The organism is Aestuariivita sp. (assembly GCF_049276915.1).
GTDB lineage: Bacteria > Pseudomonadota > Alphaproteobacteria > Rhodobacterales > Rhodobacteraceae > Aestuariivita.
Map to the genome: position 1 here is coordinate 1 of NZ_JBASXK010000128.1, position 17,498 is coordinate 17,498.

The window sequence follows — 17,498 nt, forward strand, 5'->3', positions numbered from 1 at the left end:
AACTCTGGCAAAACAAAACTTCAACGCACTCATCGCCGAGTTCGAAGCGCTGGACGAACGTATTACCGAGATCGACCGAAAGCTCGTTGCGATCTGCCGAACCGATGAACGGTGCAAACGCCTGGCAACTCTTCCCGGCGTCGGGCCGGTAATCGCTACCGCCTTGATTGCCGCTGTCGATGATGGACAACACTTCTCGTCAGGCAGGGCTCTTGCGGCTTGGATAGGGCTGGTTCCCAGGCAATATACGACGGGAGGCAAACCTCGGCTTGGTGGCATCGGCAAAAGAGGGAACCAATACTTACGCCGCCAGCTCATCCACGGTGCCAGATCGGTGTTGATCAGGATATCCGCGCGCAGTGACCGGCATGCCAAATGGGCCCAAGAACTACTTGTTCGCGCGGGTCACAACAAAACGCTCGTGGCAATTGCCAACAAAACAGCACGCATGGCCTGGGCGGTGTTGCGCAGCGGAGAAAGCTACAAAGCGGCATAGCTGGGGCGCAGGGCGCTTCGGCTTTCAAGAATGCGAGGTGGATGACGATGGTGTAACGGCAGGGGCCGCCTATTCACAGCCTGTAAGGAGCGATGGCCATCAAAGGCCGGTCATCTTAAAAGGCAATGAAATCAGCGGATCCCATCGAGGCCAGGAGCGAACGTGCTTCAAAGAAAGGCCGGATAGATTCACGCATCCAATGCCGTCAATGCTATCGTGAAAAACACCTTGCGCAGGGGGCGTCCATAGATTCGCTCCTTGGTGGCTGCGATGAACCAGAAATCCTCCGTTACGAAAACCTCAAATCTGTCCCACAGGCGCTGACGTCAGACACCCAACATGGTCATGCCGCCAGTGTTTTCCAGTGATCCGTTGTCGCCGATCACCAGGTTGCCATTTCCAGACAACGTCGTGGTGGTCACAGTCGTCGTGGTGGACAGTACAGTATCGTTGGGCAGTCCTCCTGCGGCACCATCGTTGATCACAACATTGTCGCCAGCTCCCGGGGCCGCGTCGCCAACCCAGTTGGTACCGGTTTCCCAAGCGTCGCTATCCGATCCGTCCCATTGCTGTGCTTGTGCTGTGCCGCCAATGGTCAGCATCACGCCCGAGGCCAGGACAAACACAAGCTCGGTGGCGCGCCCCAATCGGCAATGTTTGCGAAGACTACGTTGACGAATTCCAGCTTGTGCGACTGCTGTTCCAGATTTGATCATGAGGATACCCATTTAAACTTGTTCACTTCATTGAGGTGCGAAAACATCATTTTGCACCCGCTGCGAGAGCCACGCCTTAGGACGCGGTGAGTGTCTGGCAATTGCAAATGCTCGACTCAATACGAGTCAGGCCGCGCCAGCGGAAATTCATGCATTCGACAATCATGTTAACTGTCCCCAGGGAAAAAAGAACCGTATTATCTGCGCGAGAAACAACCATGTTCAAATCAATCAGGCAATGAATTCGGGAGATTTTTTCGTCTTTTACCAATTTATGTGTTGCGATTCCGCCATTTTTGCGCCGCATTTCCAGGGTTCGTTTGCTTTGGTTGAGGTTCTCTTTTTGTGACCCACAAGATATTGATCTGACGCGTACAGGTTTTCACGAAGCCAAAGGATGACTTCTTGCGGCTTGTTCAGTGTGGCGAAAAAATGCAAACGCATAGACCCTTGAGCAGCCACAAGCGTGCCTGTCCGCCCGATCGTTGAACAATCGACTTGCAGACTCGGGCTGCGCTGCGTATATCGTCCTCAACAGCGGCGCATCGGGGTCCAAACCTGATGCTCCACCGAAAGTCGAAACGGGCCGCGCGCCCGTTTTTTTGTGCTTTGATTTCTGAACTGAAAGACTGATGTCAAACGACCAGATCCCCAAATCCGCTATGGATCGCCGGATGGCCGAGATCATTGCCCCTGTCATCGAGGACATGGGGTATGAATTGGTGCGTGTGCGTCTGATGTCAGGTCAGACCAGTACGCTGCAGGTGATGGCGGACAAACCGGCCGGCGGGATCGAAGTGGATGATTGCGCCCATATCTCGAACGCCATCAGCGCTGTTCTCGATGTCGAAGATCCCATTCTGGATGCCTATACTCTTGAGGTGTCCAGCCCGGGTATTGATCGCCCGCTGACGCGGCTGAAGGACTTTGACATGTTCGAAGGCTATGAAGCCAAGCTGGAAACGGCCGAATTGCAGGGCGGGCGGCGCCGGTTCAAAGGCGTTCTCGCCGGGATCGAGGGTGACGAAGTGCTGATCAATGTCGAAGAAGGCACCATCGGGCTGCATTTTGACTGGCTGAGTGATGCCAAGCTGGTGCTTACCGACGATCTGATCAAGGAAATGCTCCGTCAGCGCAAAGCTGCCGGAACGCTTAACGAAGACGCATTTGACGAGATTGAGACAGATCAGTCTCAGCAGGAGGACTAACAATGGCAATTACCTCTGCAAATCAGCTTGAGCTGCTGCAAACAGCCGAGGCCGTGGCGCGCGAAAAGATGATCGAGCCCGGTCTGGTGATCGAGGCGATGGAAGAAAGCCTCGCCCGGGCGGCCAAGTCCCGCTATGGCGCGGAAATGGACATTCGCGTGTCGATCGACCGCAAGACAGGTCGCGCGACCTTCACGCGTGTGCGCACCGTGGTTGCCGATGACGAGCTGGAAAACTATCAGGCGGAATTCACCGTCGATCAGGCCAGGCAGTATCTGGAAGATCCCAAGGTCGGCGATCAGCTGATCGAAGAAGTGCCTCCTGTTGAAATGGGCCGGATCGCGGCACAATCAGCCAAGCAGGTGATCCTGCAGAAGGTGCGTGAGGCCGAACGCGAGCGCCAGTACGAAGAGTTCAAGGATCGCGCCGGCACGATCATCAATGGTCAGGTCAAGCGCGAGGAATACGGCAACGTCATCGTCGATGTGGGCGCGGGCGAAGCAATCCTGCGCCGCAACGAAAAGATCGGACGCGAAAGCTATCGCCCGAACGATCGCATCCGCGTCTACATCAAGGATGTGCGCCGCGAACCGCGCGGCCCGCAGATCTTTCTGTCGCGCACCGCGCCTGAATTCATGGCCGAGCTGTTCAAGATGGAAGTCCCCGAGATTTACGATGGCATCATCGAGATCAAGGCGGTCGCCCGTGATCCGGGCTCGCGTGCCAAGATCGCCGTGATTTCCTATGACAGCTCCATCGATCCGGTTGGTGCCTGTGTGGGTATGCGCGGCTCTCGGGTGCAGGCTGTTGTGAACGAACTGCAGGGCGAAAAGATCGACATCATCCCGTGGAATGAAGATCAGCCCACGTTCCTCGTAAACGCGCTGCAACCGGCCGAAGTGACCAAAGTGGTTCTGGACGAAGAAGCAGGCAAGATCGAAGTCGTGGTCCCCGAAGAGCAGCTGAGCCTGGCCATCGGTCGTCGCGGTCAGAACGTGCGACTGGCGTCGCAACTGACCGGTCTGGATATCGACATCATGACCGAGGAGGAAGAAAGCGCGCGTCGCCAGAAGGAATTCGAGGAACGCACCGGTCTGTTCATGGAGACACTGGATCTGGACGAGTTCTTTGCACAGCTTCTGGTTTCGGAAGGCTTCACCAGTCTGGAAGAGGTGGCCTATGTCGAACGCGACGAATTGCTGGTGATCGACGGCGTCGATGAAAGCACGGCCGAAGAGCTGCAGGCGCGGGCGCGTGATTACCTCGATGCCCGTAACAAAGCCGCTCTTGAAAATGCCAAAGCGCTTGGTGCCGAGGAAAGCCTTATTGAATTCGAGGGTCTGACACCCCAGATGGTTGAAGCGCTGGCGAAAGACGATGTCAAAACGCTGGAAGACTTCGCCACCTGTGCAGACTGGGAACTGGCCGGTGGCTGGACCACGGTAAACGGCGAGCGCGTCAAGGACGAAGGCCTGCTTGAGCCCTTCGATGTGTCTTTGGAAGAAGCGCAAAACATGGTAATGACTGCGCGTATCCTTCTTGGCTGGGTCGACCCTGCCGATCTTGAGGCCGATGAGGCCGACAGCGAAGAAACAGAAGAGGAGGCCGGGGCCTGATCTCAGGCCCTGGTGGTTCCTGATGGGACGCGGTGGCGCCTCGAAAGACCGGATAGACGGTCCTCACCGCAAGTGCATTGCGACAGGCGAGGTGCAGCCGAAATTCGGCCTGATCCGCTTTGTGTTGGGGCCGGATGCTCTGGTGGTTCCCGATGTGGCAGGAAAGCTGCCCGGTCGTGGTGTATATGTGGCTGCTGATCGAAGCGCGCTGGAAACGGCGGTGAAAAAGAAGCTTTTTGCGCGCGCTTTCAAGGCACCGGTTCAGGTGCCTGACGGGTTGGTGGACGAAGTCGAGCGTCAGTTGACGCGCCGGGTGATCGAATTGATTTCGTTGGCGCGCAGATCCGGTTCTGCGGTCGCCGGATATGAAAAAGTGAAAGACATGCTGGCCAAGGAAGAGGGTCAGGTTCTGATCCAGGCAGTTGATGGGTCAGCACGCGGAAAAACAAAACTTAGCACGCCGCATTTTGGCACCTATATCGGGTTCCTGACCGCGGATCAGCTGGGCATGGCCTTTGGCCGGGAAACTGTGATACATGCTGCGCTCGCCTCTGGTGGACTCACTAAACGTGTTGTAGAGGAAGCCCAAAGACTTAAAGGCGTGCGTCAAAAAGACGACGATGGCAGCGGCCATCGGGAAGGAAAAAGAGCTTTATGAGCGATAGTGACGGCAAAAAGACATTGGGTTTGCGCGGTGGCGCGCGTCCGGGAAGCGTAAAGCAGAGCTTTAGCCATGGGCGGACCAAAAGTGTCGTTGTGGAAACCAAGCGCAAACGCGTTGTGGTGCCCCAGCCGGGTGCCGGAAAACCTGCCGGTGCGGGCGCTGGTTCTGCGCAGTTTGGCGACCCGTCCAAGCGCCCCGCAGGGATTACCGATGCCGAGATGGATCGTCGCCTGAAGGCTGTTCAAGCCGCCAAGGCACGTGAAGTCGAAGAAGATGCGCAACGCGCCGCTGATGAAAAGGCGCGGGCAGAAGATCGTGACCGCCGCCGGGCCGAGGCAGAAGCCAAGGAACGCGAAGAGCGCGAACGCGAAGAAAAAGCCAAAGCCAAGGCCGCCGAGGAAGAGCGTCAGCGCGCCGAAACCGAAGAAAAAGCCCGCCTGGCAGCGACCGCTCCCGTGGCGGAACCCGCTGTGGAAAAGGACAGCCGGACCAAGACTGCACCCGCTCCACGTAAGGTCGAACGTGAGCGTGATGATCGCACGCGTGCCACGAAAGCACGTGCAGATGATGCCGGACGCCGGGCTGGCAAGCTGACCCTGAACCAGGCTTTGTCCGGTGGTGAGGGTGGGCGTCAGCGCTCGATGGCGGCCATGAAGCGCAAGCAAGAGCGTGCGCGTCAGAAAGCCATGGGCGGCGCGGTCGAACGTGAGAAGATTGTGCGCGATGTGCAGCTGCCGGAGACCATCGTGGTCTCTGAACTGGCAAACCGCATGGCCGAGCGTGTGGGCGAGGTTATCAAAGCGCTCATGCAAATGGACATGATGGTCACGCAGAACCAGACGATTGATGCGGACACTGCCGAGCTGATCATCGAGGAATTCGGCCACAAGGTTGTTCGTGTTTCGGATGCGGATGTGGAAGACGTCATTCAACATATCGAAGACGACCCAAGCGATCTGAAGGACCGTCCGCCAGTGATCACTGTCATGGGCCACGTTGACCACGGCAAAACGTCTCTTCTGGATGCGATCCGCAATGCGAACGTCACCGCAGGCGAGGCCGGCGGAATTACTCAGCACATCGGTGCCTATCAGGTCACGGCCAAAGACGGCCAGGTTCTGACGTTCCTCGATACGCCGGGTCACGCCGCGTTCACGTCCATGCGTGCGCGTGGTGCACAGGTGACAGATATCGTTGTTCTGGTGGTTGCAGCGGATGATGCCGTTATGCCCCAGACCATCGAAGCCATCAACCACGCGAAAGCGGCCAATGTGCCGATGATCGTGGCGATCAACAAGATCGACAAACCATCGGCCAACCCCGACAAAGTGCGCACCGATCTGCTGCAGCATGAGGTTGTCGTCGAAAAGATGTCCGGCGACGTGCAGGATGTCGAAGTTTCGGCCACGACTGGCCAGGGCCTTGATCAACTGCTTGAAGCCATCGCGCTTCAGGCTGAGATCCTTGAACTGAAAGCCAACCCCGATCGCGCCGCCGAAGGTGCCGTTATCGAGGCTCAGCTGGATGTTGGCCGCGGACCGGTTGCCACGGTATTGGTGCAGAACGGTACATTGCGCCAGGGCGATATCTTTGTCGTCGGCGAGCAGTGGGGCAAAGTCCGCGCGATGGAGAATGACCATGGCGAACGGGTCAAGATCGCCAGCCCGTCAGTTCCTGTCGAAGTTCTGGGTCTGAATGGAACGCCCGAAGCCGGTGACGTGCTGAACGTTGTGGCTACCGAAGCGCAGGCGCGTGAGATCGCGGAATACCGTCATCAGGCCGCCAAGGACAAACGTGCGGCTGCTGGCGCTGCGACCACGCTTGATCAGTTGATGGCCAAGGCAAAAGCGGACGAAACCGTTTCGGAACTGCCCATTCTGATGAAAGCGGATGTGCAGGGTTCTGCCGAAGCGATCGTTCAGGCGATGGAGAAGATCGGCAACGATGAGGTGCGTGTTCGCGTCCTGCATTCGGGTGTCGGTGCGATCACCGAATCTGACATCGGCCTGGCAGAAGCATCTGGTGCTCCTGTCATCGGGTTCAACGTGCGGGCCAATGCGTCGGCGCGGAACTCGGCCAATCAGAAGGGTGTCGAGATCCGTTATTACTCGGTCATCTATGATCTGGTGGATGACATCAAAGCGGCGGCCTCTGGTCTGCTCTCTGCCGAAGTCCGTGAGAACTTCATCGGCTACGCGTCGATCAAAGAGGTCTTCAAGGTCTCGGGCGGCGTGGGCAAAGTTGCCGGCTGTCTTGTCACCGAAGGTGTGGCCCGCCGCTCGGCCGGTGTGCGCCTGCTGCGTGACAACGTGGTCATTCACGAAGGCACGCTGAAGACCCTCAAGCGCTTCAAAGACGAAGTGTCCGAGGTTCAGTCTGGTCAGGAATGCGGAATGGCGTTTGAGAATTACGAAGATATCCGCCCGGGCGATGTCATCGAGATCTTTGAGCGTGAAGAGGTCACACGGACCCTCGCGTGATTGCAGCCGACAGTCTCCAAATGAAAAAGGGCAGCCCGCCGGCTGCCCTTTTTTCGTTATGCTCGTTTCATGTCAGGCCGCTTTGGCGACAGGATATCCTTTGTAGATCGTGTCACCCACCTGAACGACAACGCGACCGTCAGGAAGCTCCTTAACAAAGGTGCCCTGAACCGACACGCAGCTTCCTACTGTGATTGTCTTGAGCATGAAACTCCCCCCGGAATCAAAATCTGACTCCATAATACATCAAGAAATGTAAACAATTAACCACAATTTTTGAACAATCCGGTGGCGAGATGCACGAAAAACGGTCGATCTTGGCCGTAGCCTGCTTCAAATTGGCGAAATGCCGCCGGTCAGAGCCAATCCCGCAAAATCGGAATCAGAGGAATATCCGCTTCTGGCATGGGATATTCACGCAAGTCTTGAGCGCGCACCCATTTCAACGCCTGATTCTCGCGCGAGATCGGCGTTCCCTCCCATTTGCGGCAGGCAAAGAGAGGCATGAGCAGGTGAAAATCAGCATAGCTGTGGCTGGCAAATGTCAAAGGCGCAAGGCAGGAAGACCAGGTGTTGATGCCCAGTTCTTCCTCCAGCTCGCGGATCAGCGCGGCCTCGGGCGTCTCTCCCGGCTCGACTTTGCCTCCCGGAAATTCCCACAGCCCGGCCATGGATTTTCCTTCCGGTCGTTGCGCCAAAAGCACCCGACCGTCCACGTCTATCAAAGCCACCGCTGAGACCAGAACGACCTTCATCACGACCGGTAATCTGCGTTGATATCAATGTATCCGTGGGTCAGATCGCAGGTCCAGACAGTCGCTTGTCCAGACCCCAGGCCCAGATCCACGCGAATTGAGATCGCGTCGTTCTTCATATGCGCGGCTGCGTCTTCTTCGCGGTAGGTCGGGCTGACCCAGCCGTTCTCAGCCACAAGAGTGTCGCCGAACCAGATGCTCAGAAGATCGCGATCGGCAGTTGCCCCCGACTTGCCGATTGCCATGACCACGCGGCCCCAGTTGGGGTCTTCCCCGGCAATGGCCGTCTTGACCAGGGGCGAGTTTGCAATCGCCATCCCATGCACATGGGCTTCGCGGTCATCCTGCGCGCCGGTTACGCGTACTTCCACGAATTTCGTGGCACCTTCGCCATCGCGAACGACCTGATGGGCGAGGTCCTGCATGATGTTGTGCAATGCCTCTTCAAAGGCAGCATTCCCAGCGACATCGCAGCCAGAAGCCCCGGTGGCGCAGGCCAGCAGCGAATCCGAGGTCGAAGTATCGCTGTCTACCGTGATGCAGTTGAACGTCCGGGCATTCAGCCGACTGACCAGATTTTGCAAGTCAGGCTGGGCGATCTGAGCATCCGTAAAGATATAGACCAGCATCGTCGCCATATCAGGCGCAATCATCCCACTGCCCTTGGCGATCCCGGCGATGGTAATGACGGTTCCCTCGATCTCGACGGTCGCGCATGACCCTTTCGGGAAAGTGTCGGTCGTCATGATCGCTCGCGCTGCGGCTTCGATCCCCTGATCTGTCTGCCCGGCTTTCAGATCCGCGATCTTGGCGACGATCCGCTCATGGGGAAGCGGTTCTCCGATCACTCCGGTTGATGCCGTGAAAACGCGTTGGGCGGGAACGCCCACAGCCTCGGCCACTGCCGATGTCAGAACCTCGACCGATGTTTGCCCGTAATGGCCTGTAAACGCGTTGGAGTTCCCCGAGTTCACCAGGATTGCAGCCCCTTGGGACGGATCCGAGCCGAGCTTGGCCTGACAATCCAGAACCGGCGCGGACCGCGTCGAGGACCGCGTGAACACACCCGCGATGGATGTGCCCGGCTGCAACACGGCCAGCATGACATCCGTGCGCCCGGAATAGCGCACTCCGGCGCTGGCCGCGGCGAAGGTAACGCCTGAAATCCGGGGTAAATCCGGGAACCGCTCGGGTGCCAGCGGAGAGACTTTGTCGATCTTGGCCAAGTCAGTTTCTCAACAAATCTAGGTTCATGATTGATGCCGGATCCAGATCGCTCAGATCGGGGAGAACGACGTCTGCAGACGCCACCAGGGCCTCGATATGTTCGGTCACTGCGATCTGCTGCAATTCCAGCTGGATCTCATCACGCACCTCTTCCAACGCAGGCGCATCCACCACACGGGTTTCATTCAGGCGGATCACATGCCAGCCGAATTCCGTCTGAACCGGCCCCGAAATGGTTTCAGGTTGCAATGAAATCACCGCCGCTTCGAAGTCTGGTACCATGCGCCCTGGTCCAAACCAGCCCAACGCCCCACCGTTTTCACGGCTTGGGCCGATGGATTTTGCCTTTGCAACTTCTACAAAATCCGCCCCGCCATTCAATTCTTCGACAATGGCCAAGGCCTCTTCTTCGGTTTCCACCAGAATATGCGAGGCGTTGTATTCTTCACCGGCCGTGCCGTCAGCAAAGCGCGAGTCATAAGCGGCTTGAATATCGGCGTCGGATACCGCGGTGGCCATTGTCGCTTCGACCGCTTCACCGGCCATCACCGAGCGTTCCTCGTTCTCCAATGACAGGCGCGCGGCACGGCTTGGCTCACCCTCAAAGGATTGCGCAAGGGCGGTCTGGCGTACCAGCTGGTCGATGATCCCGGGCAAAAGCACATCGGGACCCAGCTGCTGATACTGGGCTGGCAGGGTTGAAAAGGCCACAATCACATGCCCAAGAGTAATGTCCGTGCCGTCGACGGATGCGACGACTGTATCGGCAGATGGGGTGTCCTGAGCGGTCACTGGGAGGGTTAATACTCCGGTCAGAGCCAGAGTTGTCAGGAATGTGACACCTTTGCGCATAGAAACGTCCTGTTTGAGGGCCATACAAGGGCACGGCGTTGACACTGTTTCGCCCGGCCCTTACATCGCTGGGAGGCTTGGGCAGAGCCGTCTTCACCAACGTTTCTACGGGCTGTGTGCGGGGGCGGCAAGATGGGCCCACGCAAGAATAAGTCAGATCGGCTGGAGAGAGCATGCTCGGATTAGGGACTATCGCCAAGAAGGTGTTCGGCACCCCCAATGACCGCAAGGTCAAGGCGACGCGGCCGCTGGTCGAAAAGATCAATGCACTGGAGCCGGAATTCCACGCGCTGAGCGATCAGGGTCTGATCGACAAGACGGCTGAATTGAAGAAACGCCATGCGGATGGCGAGAGCCTTGACGCTCTTCTGCCCGAAGCCTTCGCCAATTGTCGGGAGGGGGCCAGACGTACCCTTGGACTGCGGGCCTTTGATACGCAGCTGATGGGTGGGATTTTTCTGCATCAGGGCAATATCGCCGAAATGAAGACCGGCGAGGGCAAAACCCTTGTGGCGACGTTCCCGGCCTATCTCAATGCCCTGAGTGGCAAGAGCGTCCATGTGGTGACGGTGAACGAATACCTTGCCAAACGAGACAGCGAGTGGATGAGCAAAGTCTTTTCCGCCTTGGGAATGAAGACGGGCTGTATCTATTCCGACATGCCCGGCGATCTGAAACTGGACGCCTATAACAGCGATGTCGTCTATGGGACGAACAACGAATTCGGGTTTGACTACCTGCGCGACAACATGAAGTCAGATCTGTCGCAGGTGATGCAGAAGGATCATTACTTTGCGATCGTCGACGAGGTCGACTCGATCCTTATCGACGAAGCGCGTACGCCGCTTGTCATTTCGGGCCCCGCTCAGGACCGCAGCGAGCTGTATGTCTCGATCAATGCGCTGATTCCGCTGGTGGCAGACGATCATTTTGAGATCGACGAAAAGCAACGCAGCGTGAACTTTTCCGACGAAGGCAACGAGTTCCTTGAGGCCAAGCTTTTTGAGGCCGGGCTGCTGGAAGAGGGCCAATCGCTGTATGATCCCGAAAGCACGACCATCGTGCATCACGTCAATCAGGGTCTGCGCGCACACAAGCTGTTCCAGAGAGACAAGGATTACATCGTCCGTGACGGCAGTGTTGTTCTGATCGACGAGTTTACGGGCCGTATGATGCCGGGTCGCCGTCTGGGCGATGGTTTGCATCAGGCCATCGAGGCAAAGGAAGGTGTGTCGATCCAGCCCGAGAACGTGACTCTGGCCAGTGTGACATTCCAGAACTTTTTCCGCCTGTATGAAAAGCTTTCGGGCATGACGGGTACAGCGGCGACCGAAGCGGCCGAATTCTCCGAGATCTATGGCCTTGGCGTGGTCGAAGTGCCCACCAACAAGCCCATCGCCCGAGTGGATGAAGACGACAAGGTCTACAGCTCTGTGCGCGAAAAGTACGAGGCGATGATCAAGGAGATCCAGAAGGCCAACAAGAAGGGCCAGCCGGTTCTTGTCGGGACCACCTCGATCGAAAAGTCCGAACTGCTAAGCCAGATGCTGACCAAGGAAGGCATCCCGCACAACGTTCTGAACGCGCGCCAGCACGAGCAGGAAGCGCAGATCATCGCAGATGCAGGCAAGCTGGGTGCCGTCACCATTGCGACGAACATGGCAGGCCGTGGCACGGATATTCAGCTGGGCGGAAATGTGGAGCTGAAGGTTCTGGAGGCGCTGGCAGAGAATCCGGATGCGGATCCCGAAGCATTGCGCGCCGCAGAAGAAGCCAAGCACGCAGAAGAAAAGCAAAAAGTGCTTGAGGCGGGCGGGTTGTTTGTTCTGGCGTCTGAACGTCACGAAAGCCGCCGCATCGACAACCAGTTGCGTGGCCGTTCCGGTCGTCAGGGTGATCCGGGCCGCACGGCGTTCTATCTGTCGCTTGAAGACGATCTGATGCGTATTTTCGGCTCGGAACGGCTGGACAAGGTGCTCAAGACACTGGGCATGAAGGAAGGCGAAGCCATCATCCATCCGTGGGTGAACAAGTCTCTGGAACGTGCGCAGGCCAAGGTCGAAGGCCGCAACTTTGACATGCGCAAGCAGATCCTGAAATTCGATGATGTCATGAATGATCAGCGCAAGCTGATCTTCAACCAGCGTCGCGACATCATGGCCGCGGATGATATCTCGGAAATCTCAACCGATATGCGCCATCAGGTGGTCGAAGATCTGGTTGCGCAATACATGCCGCCAAACACCTATGCGGATCAGTGGGACACCGCCGGACTTGGTGAGGCTGTCAGCAACCAGCTTGGTCTTGATCTTCCCATCGTGGAATGGGCCGATGAAGAGGGCGAAGATGACGAGCATATGATCGAACGTCTGGTCAAAGCCAGCGATGAGCATATGGCCAAGAAGGCAGTCGATTTCGGCATCGAGAACATGCGTAGCATCGAAAAACAGGTGTTGCTCAATACGCTGGATACCAAGTGGCGCGAGCATCTTCTGACGCTGGAGCATTTGCGCTCGGTTGTGGGGTTCCGGGGCTATGCGCAGCGTGATCCTCTGAACGAATACAAGAATGAGTCCTTCCAGCTTTTCGAAGGCCTGCTGGACAGTCTACGTGCGGATGTCACGCGCGATCTGTCCCGGATCAGACCGTTGAGCGAAGAACAAAGGCAGGAAATCATCGCCCAGATGGCGGCCGAGCAAGCCCGTCTGCAGGCACCGGCCGCACCGTCTCAAGTTGAAGAACTGGCTGAAGATCCGCTGCCCGGCTTTGTTGAGGATGATCAATCGACCTGGGGCAACCCGGGCCGAAATGAGAAATGCCCCTGTGGATCAGGCAAGAAGTTCAAGCACTGTCACGGTAAGCTAATTTAACAAGCTAAATCAAAGGCTTACGTTTCACTTGCAAAGTATAAAATGTTATGCAAATGTTCTGCAAAACGGTGTTTTGCATAGGGTGTTGAGCATTTGTTAGGCGAAAAAGACGTTGGTTTTGAAGAGAAACTGATGGAAGGAAAGGTGCTGTTGTTCCTACGCAACGGCATCTTCCAAGTGCGTCTGTACAAAGGCAATCGCCAATACATCTATAAAAGCCTCAAAACACGCGACTTAGCCAAAGCAAGAGACTTGGCTATTCGAGCCTACTACGAGTTAGAGTTTCGTAAAGAAGAACAGCTGCCGCTGCAGATTAAACGATTTAGTGATGTGCTTAACGAGTATGAGCGACTGCGTGAGAGCCAAAACGCACGTGGAACATATCGCCACAGTAACAAGGCTAACCAACAGCAAACCAGCGACTTTAGGCGGCGATTTACAAGCACTGTGCCAGTGTCGTTGCCTTTCGTCTGTGCTGCACTCAAGTAAATAGTGTCACGTGGTTCACCGTTGGCTTCAAATACGTCTCCAATACGTAGTGCAGCTATTTCGCAAGCACGTAGTCCTGCGTAGAAGCTGAGTGCGACGGCTGTGTGGTTGCGTGTGCTGTGACGTAGACTATTGACGACAGCCGTTAAGCGTCGAAATTCCGTGTCAGTTGACAACTTGGCTTGTTTCACGTCTGTGCCCCATAATGTGTGGTTTTACTGCGTTTAAGTATAAACCCACACAATAGTTTGGACGACTGAAAATGCAGTCTCAGTTAACCAATTGAAATCGAATGCGATTGGGTGAAAATGTTAGAGATTACTAATTCTATAACATTTATACTTCAGCAAGTGCCAAGTGCTGTTCACGTAGGTAGCTACTGAGCAGGGCACTTACATGTGACAGTGAACGCTGTTGTTGAGGCTAAACTGTGGGAGCGTTTGCCAGCTTGGCGATTGTTCGTAAGCAATTTGCAGCTGTCAGAACGCTGAAATCTCTGCCCATGTGTCTTTGATAACTGTACCAGTTTGAGTTCTTGCCCACATAATCAGTGCTGAACTGCTCACGTGTGCGAACCAAGCCAGCTTCAGTGAAGCACCAACGCTCTACGCACACACCTTTGTCAGCTGCACGTCCAAACAGCACTCTGTCCAACTTGTGCCAATATGCACCGTACAGTGCTTCTGCTGTGCAGGCACCTATGGCTGTGCCCTTGTTGAACTTAAGAACACCAACTGTGTCGTAGTTGCCCTTCGCTAGTTCCTGCTGCAGATCGGTCATGATCTTGAACAGAGCGGTCTCACTCAGCTCATAAAGGATCAGACGCGAAGGACGGCAAGCCAGGATCTGGCGGGACAGTTCGGATCCGATTGAGCCGCCGGCCCCGGACACCAGAACACAGCGGTTTTCATATTCGGCCCGGGTGACCCGAGACTCCATCCTGCAAATCTCGCGAACGAGGAACATATGCTCGGGGTTGGGGTGTGGATCCTTGTCCGGGTTCCCTGGCCCTGATCGCGCGCCCGTTGACAGGGTGGTACCCGTCAGAAACATGGCCGCGCGATGATATGCCGATGCAAGGCGGCGCGCGCAAAGATGGCACTGGCGCGACCGCGCCGTGATGAACCGCCCAAGTGCCGCCCGAACACTGCCCGAACCGTTCATGCCTTCGCTTTCAAAGATTGATGTCCAAGCACCCGCCTGACGCGCAGTGGTTGTGGAAGCCTGAAGACATCACGGGGTCGGTACCGCGACACGCGGATTTGCGGATCCCTGGAATTGACGCGCGATGCCAGCTCTCCGATCGTTTGAAATGCCAGCGCGAAATCGTAGGCCAGCGACCAGTTTCGCTGATAGATGATGTCAAGCCGCGCCTTCCTCGGGATGCAGAGCCGGCGATAGACATCATCAGTCTGGCGAGCCGTGCGACAGTGCCGCAACAGATTTCCCTCATGTTTGTGAAAGGTGAGCGTCGCAAGCCCGGTCACACCGGGCCGTGAGGCCAGAACATCACGCTAAAGGTCGGGAAACTGGTCGACATACATGCGCAGGGGCGGACGCGGGCCGACAAAGCTCAGATCACCCATGAGAATGTTCCAAAGCTGGGGAAGCTCATCCAGCCGCTTGGCGCGCAGCCTTGCGCCAAGCCGGGTGATGCGCGCAGATTTGTCCGCACCCGAGACCCCTGAATCATTCTGCGCCAGGGTCATTGTTCGAAACTTGATCAACCCGAAGCTGTCAGTCGGGGTTTTCATACGTTCCCCCACATAAAAGATCGGGCGTCCCTGCATCACCAAAAGCAGCAGGGCAACCACCGCGATAACCGGAGCCAGGATCACCAAAAGCAGGGCGGCAAAGACCACATCCATGATGCGTTTGGCCGCTGTCATGCCCATGGCCTGACATGGTTTTTCCAATCCTGCACAATCGCCTGTGCCGGGTTTTCCAGGCTAGGCAGGGCGAGGATGCGGTTCAGTCTGCTTGTATCCAGCGTGACCTTTGGAATGATGGTTTCGCAGGGCCGTCGCGGCGACCAGGTCAGATCGGCCGCCCGCAACAGTGCACCCATGCGCACCGGCTCGGGCTGGGCGATGTTCAAAACCTCGGGCAGGGTGTCCTGACGCGACAGCAATGTCGCAAGGACATGGGCCAGATCATTCGGTCCGATATAGCTGCGCAAGGGTGTTTGACCGTCGGGCATTTGATCCAGTGCAAAACCCGGTACCCAGCCACCCAGTATAGCATCCGCTCCGGCGACGTTCCCTATCCGCAGGACACACAAACGCACCGAAAGCGCCCGGGCGAGCGCGATCGCGGCACGCTCCATCCGCAGTTTGGCAAGCCCATAGGCACTGATCGGATGGGTTGGACTGGTTTCGCGCCACATCCCGTCCCCAAGACCGTAGACAGCCGCCGAGGAGCACAAAAGCACCGTTGAAACACGCGCCGAGGCCGCTGCGCGAATGGCTGCCAGCGCAAGTTCTGAATTCAACGCCAGATCACCGCGACATTCCGTGACCCCGGCAAGAGATAGAATTGCGCGATGGCCCATGGCAGCTTCGGCAAGCCGCCCCTCCTCCCGCAGGGGATCAAGGCAGACAAGACCTGGTTTGCGCTGCCGCGATGCCCAGATCACGGGTCGGTCGATCCAGATGCGCTGTAACGCACGACCCAGTCGACCGGATGACCCCAGAACCAGAGTCAGGGGGAACATGTCATGGCCAGATGATGGGCCAGATGATGGGCCAGATGATGGGAATGAAGGCATGGAACCCGCAGATCAAGAAACATCTGCGACTCCTGCTAACAGCAAAGCTCTTATCGTTTGATTAAACCACGACGAAATTCAACAAGCACCCGAATGAAAATCCTAGAGGGTTATGGCTTTGTCCGGTGGTACCAATGCGTTGATATGATCCACCAAACCAGGCAGCGATTTGGTCAGGAAATCATAGTTTTCAACGACATGGTTGCGGGCAGCCGGGCCAAGGTGGGCATAAGCCTGCGGATTTTCCAATACCTCTGCAACCTGGGCGGCAAGTGCATCAGGGTCAAAGAAATCGACCAGAAGCCCTGTCTTGCCATGCGTCATGACCTCTTGCACGGGGGCGACATCGGCCGCCACAATGGTGGCTTGCATGGCCATGGCCTCCATCATGGACCAGCTGAGCACGAAAGGCATCGTCAGATAGATATGGCAGCGGCTGACCTGGATGATCTTGCAGAATTCGGGATAGGGCACGCGGCCAACGAAATGCACGCGGCTCCAGTCTATCAGGTGACCGACCTCGGCTTCCATCTCACCGCGCAATCCGCCGGGATGATCGCTGGCCTTGCCATAGGACGTCTCGCTGCCGCCAATCGCAATCACACGTGCATTGGGTCGCGCGTTGAGGATCTTCGGTAAAGCCCGCATGAATTGATGAAAGCCGCGCGTGCGCTCCATGTTGCGCGCGATATAGGTGATGATCTCATCATCGCGGCTCACATGGTGCTCCAGACGGCCAAGGCGCAGGCGCACGTCAGGATCGGGGAGAAGCTGATCGGTACGGATGCCATCGTGCAGAACATGCAGCTTGTCCTGAAAGCCCGGCGGAAAGCGGTCGTGCTGCCACTGTGTCGGCACGATTCCTCGATCCACCTGGTGCAAGGCCGCATAGGGAACGGCATTGCGCGCCTCAAGCAGGAAGGGCGCGTGCGCGTTCACGGGTTCTTCGGGGTCGAACCCGACAGGCCCGCCGGTCGCGCGATAGAAATATTCAAACAGCCCAAGAATCGGAACATCCGGCCAGATCTGTTTGAGGAACAGCATCTCGCCCCATCCGGTATGGCCGATGATGATATCGGGGCGAAACCCCTCGTCATCAAGCTTGCGCGCCGCGCTGGCGGCTCCGAATCCGGCACCGGTGGCCTCTTCCCATACCTTGCTCAGGCCAAATGCGTCCTGGGCGGGCTTGTGATGCGGCGCGTATTGGACTGTTCTGACGCCCCCGATCTTGGGGTTGTTGCGTCGCTGGGTCAGGAAGACGATCTCATGCGTGCCCTTGGCTCCAAGCCAACTGGCAAACTCCCGGTACTGGCCGGGCATGTTCTGATGGACAAAAAGAACCTTCACTGTACGTGCGC

Annotated in this window: 15 protein-coding genes and 1 pseudogene; 7 read left to right on the top strand and 9 right to left on the bottom strand. The window is 57.0% G+C overall.

The window, feature by feature from the left end:
* The coding region (locus WAO69_RS13645; protein WP_422180041.1) for an IS110 family transposase at positions 1-496 on the top strand (496 nt) is incomplete at its 5' end.
* A gap of 326 nt (positions 497-822) precedes the next feature.
* On the opposite strand, the gene WAO69_RS13650 is transcribed toward WAO69_RS13645, so the two are convergent.
* Positions 823-1,212 carry a hypothetical protein gene (locus WAO69_RS13650; protein WP_422180043.1) on the bottom strand — a complete coding sequence of 130 codons (390 nt, stop codon included), beginning with the start codon at positions 1,210-1,212 and terminating at the stop codon, positions 823-825.
* Positions 1,213-1,844: 632 nt separating this feature from the next.
* Here WAO69_RS13650 and rimP point away from each other — a divergent pair.
* The 4 genes from rimP to infB are packed head-to-tail and all read left to right on the top strand — an operon-like array spanning position 1,845 to position 7,180.
* Positions 1,845-2,420: a ribosome maturation factor RimP gene (rimP, locus tag WAO69_RS13655; protein ID WP_422180045.1), complete on the top strand. Its 576-nt coding sequence runs from the start codon at positions 1,845-1,847 to the stop codon at positions 2,418-2,420.
* 2 nt (positions 2,421-2,422) lie between these two features.
* Positions 2,423-4,036, top strand: a complete 1,614-nt coding sequence (nusA, locus tag WAO69_RS13660) for a transcription termination factor NusA (protein WP_422180047.1) — start codon at positions 2,423-2,425, stop codon at positions 4,034-4,036.
* A 22-nt stretch (positions 4,037-4,058) separates the two neighbouring features.
* Positions 4,059-4,694, top strand: a complete 636-nt coding sequence (locus WAO69_RS13665; protein WP_422180049.1) for an RNA-binding protein — start codon at positions 4,059-4,061, stop codon at positions 4,692-4,694.
* The gene (infB, locus tag WAO69_RS13670; protein ID WP_422180051.1) at positions 4,691-7,180 is read left to right on the top strand and encodes a translation initiation factor IF-2; all 2,490 of its coding nucleotides are present in this window, start codon (positions 4,691-4,693) and stop codon (positions 7,178-7,180) included. The genes WAO69_RS13665 and infB overlap by 4 nt, the downstream gene beginning before the upstream one ends.
* Positions 7,181-7,252: 72 nt before the next feature.
* On the opposite strand, the gene WAO69_RS13675 is transcribed toward infB, so the two are convergent.
* From WAO69_RS13675 to WAO69_RS13690, 4 genes are all read right to left on the bottom strand, one after another.
* Positions 7,253-7,387, bottom strand: a complete 135-nt coding sequence (locus WAO69_RS13675) for a hypothetical protein (protein WP_422180053.1) — start codon at positions 7,385-7,387, stop codon at positions 7,253-7,255.
* A gap of 149 nt (positions 7,388-7,536) precedes the next feature.
* Positions 7,537-7,935 carry an 8-oxo-dGTP diphosphatase MutT gene (gene mutT, locus WAO69_RS13680; RefSeq protein WP_422180055.1) on the bottom strand — a complete coding sequence of 133 codons (399 nt, stop codon included), beginning with the start codon at positions 7,933-7,935 and terminating at the stop codon, positions 7,537-7,539.
* Positions 7,935-9,161: a bifunctional glutamate N-acetyltransferase/amino-acid acetyltransferase ArgJ gene (gene argJ / locus WAO69_RS13685; protein WP_422180058.1), complete on the bottom strand. Its 1,227-nt coding sequence runs from the start codon at positions 9,159-9,161 to the stop codon at positions 7,935-7,937. The genes mutT and argJ overlap by 1 nt, the downstream gene beginning before the upstream one ends.
* A gap of 1 nt (position 9,162) precedes the next feature.
* Entirely contained in the window at positions 9,163-10,014 is an 852-nt protein-coding gene (locus WAO69_RS13690) for a foldase protein PrsA (protein WP_422180060.1), read from the bottom strand.
* Between the two features lie 173 nt (positions 10,015-10,187).
* On the opposite strand from WAO69_RS13690, the gene secA reads away from it, so the two are divergent.
* Together secA and WAO69_RS13700 are read left to right on the top strand one after the other, a co-directional pair.
* Entirely contained in the window at positions 10,188-12,884 is a 2,697-nt protein-coding gene (gene secA / locus WAO69_RS13695) for a preprotein translocase subunit SecA (protein ID WP_422180062.1), read from the top strand.
* 93 nt (positions 12,885-12,977) lie between these two features.
* Positions 12,978-13,373 carry a hypothetical protein gene (locus WAO69_RS13700; RefSeq protein ID WP_422180064.1) on the top strand — a complete coding sequence of 132 codons (396 nt, stop codon included), beginning with the start codon at positions 12,978-12,980 and terminating at the stop codon, positions 13,371-13,373.
* Positions 13,374-13,796: 423 nt separating this feature from the next.
* Here the strand turns inward: WAO69_RS13700 and WAO69_RS13705 are convergent, their stop codons facing one another.
* From WAO69_RS13705 to WAO69_RS13720, 4 genes and pseudogenes are all read right to left on the bottom strand, one after another.
* Complete coding sequence (locus WAO69_RS13705) at positions 13,797-14,426, bottom strand: polysaccharide biosynthesis protein (protein WP_422180066.1); 630 nt, start codon at positions 14,424-14,426, stop codon at positions 13,797-13,799.
* Between the two features lie 230 nt (positions 14,427-14,656).
* Positions 14,657-15,262, bottom strand: a pseudogene (locus WAO69_RS13710) (sugar transferase); the annotation flags it as partial.
* Positions 15,259-16,086: an NAD-dependent epimerase/dehydratase family protein gene (locus WAO69_RS13715; RefSeq protein ID WP_422180068.1), complete on the bottom strand. Its 828-nt coding sequence runs from the start codon at positions 16,084-16,086 to the stop codon at positions 15,259-15,261. The gene WAO69_RS13715 and the pseudogene WAO69_RS13710, both read right to left, overlap by 4 nt.
* A gap of 156 nt (positions 16,087-16,242) precedes the next feature.
* A complete protein-coding gene (locus WAO69_RS13720) occupies positions 16,243-17,487 on the bottom strand; it encodes a glycosyltransferase family 4 protein (RefSeq protein ID WP_422180070.1) in 1,245 nt (414 codons plus the stop codon).
* Positions 17,488-17,498 lie beyond the last annotated feature (11 nt).

Coding starts and splice junctions, on each gene's coding strand:
- WAO69_RS13675 (WP_422180053.1), bottom strand. CDS start 7,387: ATGCTCAAGACAATCACAGTAGGAAGCTGCGTGTCGGTTCAGGGCACC.
- WAO69_RS13705 (WP_422180066.1), bottom strand. CDS start 14,426: ATGTTTCTGACGGGTACCACCCTGTCAACGGGCGCGCGATCAGGGCCA.
- WAO69_RS13650 (WP_422180043.1), bottom strand. CDS start 1,212: ATGATCAAATCTGGAACAGCAGTCGCACAAGCTGGAATTCGTCAACGT.
- WAO69_RS13665 (WP_422180049.1), top strand. CDS start 4,059: ATGGGACGCGGTGGCGCCTCGAAAGACCGGATAGACGGTCCTCACCGC.
- rimP (WP_422180045.1), top strand. CDS start 1,845: ATGTCAAACGACCAGATCCCCAAATCCGCTATGGATCGCCGGATGGCC.
- nusA (WP_422180047.1), top strand. CDS start 2,423: ATGGCAATTACCTCTGCAAATCAGCTTGAGCTGCTGCAAACAGCCGAG.
- secA (WP_422180062.1), top strand. CDS start 10,188: ATGCTCGGATTAGGGACTATCGCCAAGAAGGTGTTCGGCACCCCCAAT.
- infB (WP_422180051.1), top strand. CDS start 4,691: ATGAGCGATAGTGACGGCAAAAAGACATTGGGTTTGCGCGGTGGCGCG.
- mutT (WP_422180055.1), bottom strand. CDS start 7,935: ATGAAGGTCGTTCTGGTCTCAGCGGTGGCTTTGATAGACGTGGACGGT.
- WAO69_RS13690 (WP_422180060.1), bottom strand. CDS start 10,014: ATGCGCAAAGGTGTCACATTCCTGACAACTCTGGCTCTGACCGGAGTA.
- WAO69_RS13715 (WP_422180068.1), bottom strand. CDS start 16,086: ATGTTCCCCCTGACTCTGGTTCTGGGGTCATCCGGTCGACTGGGTCGT.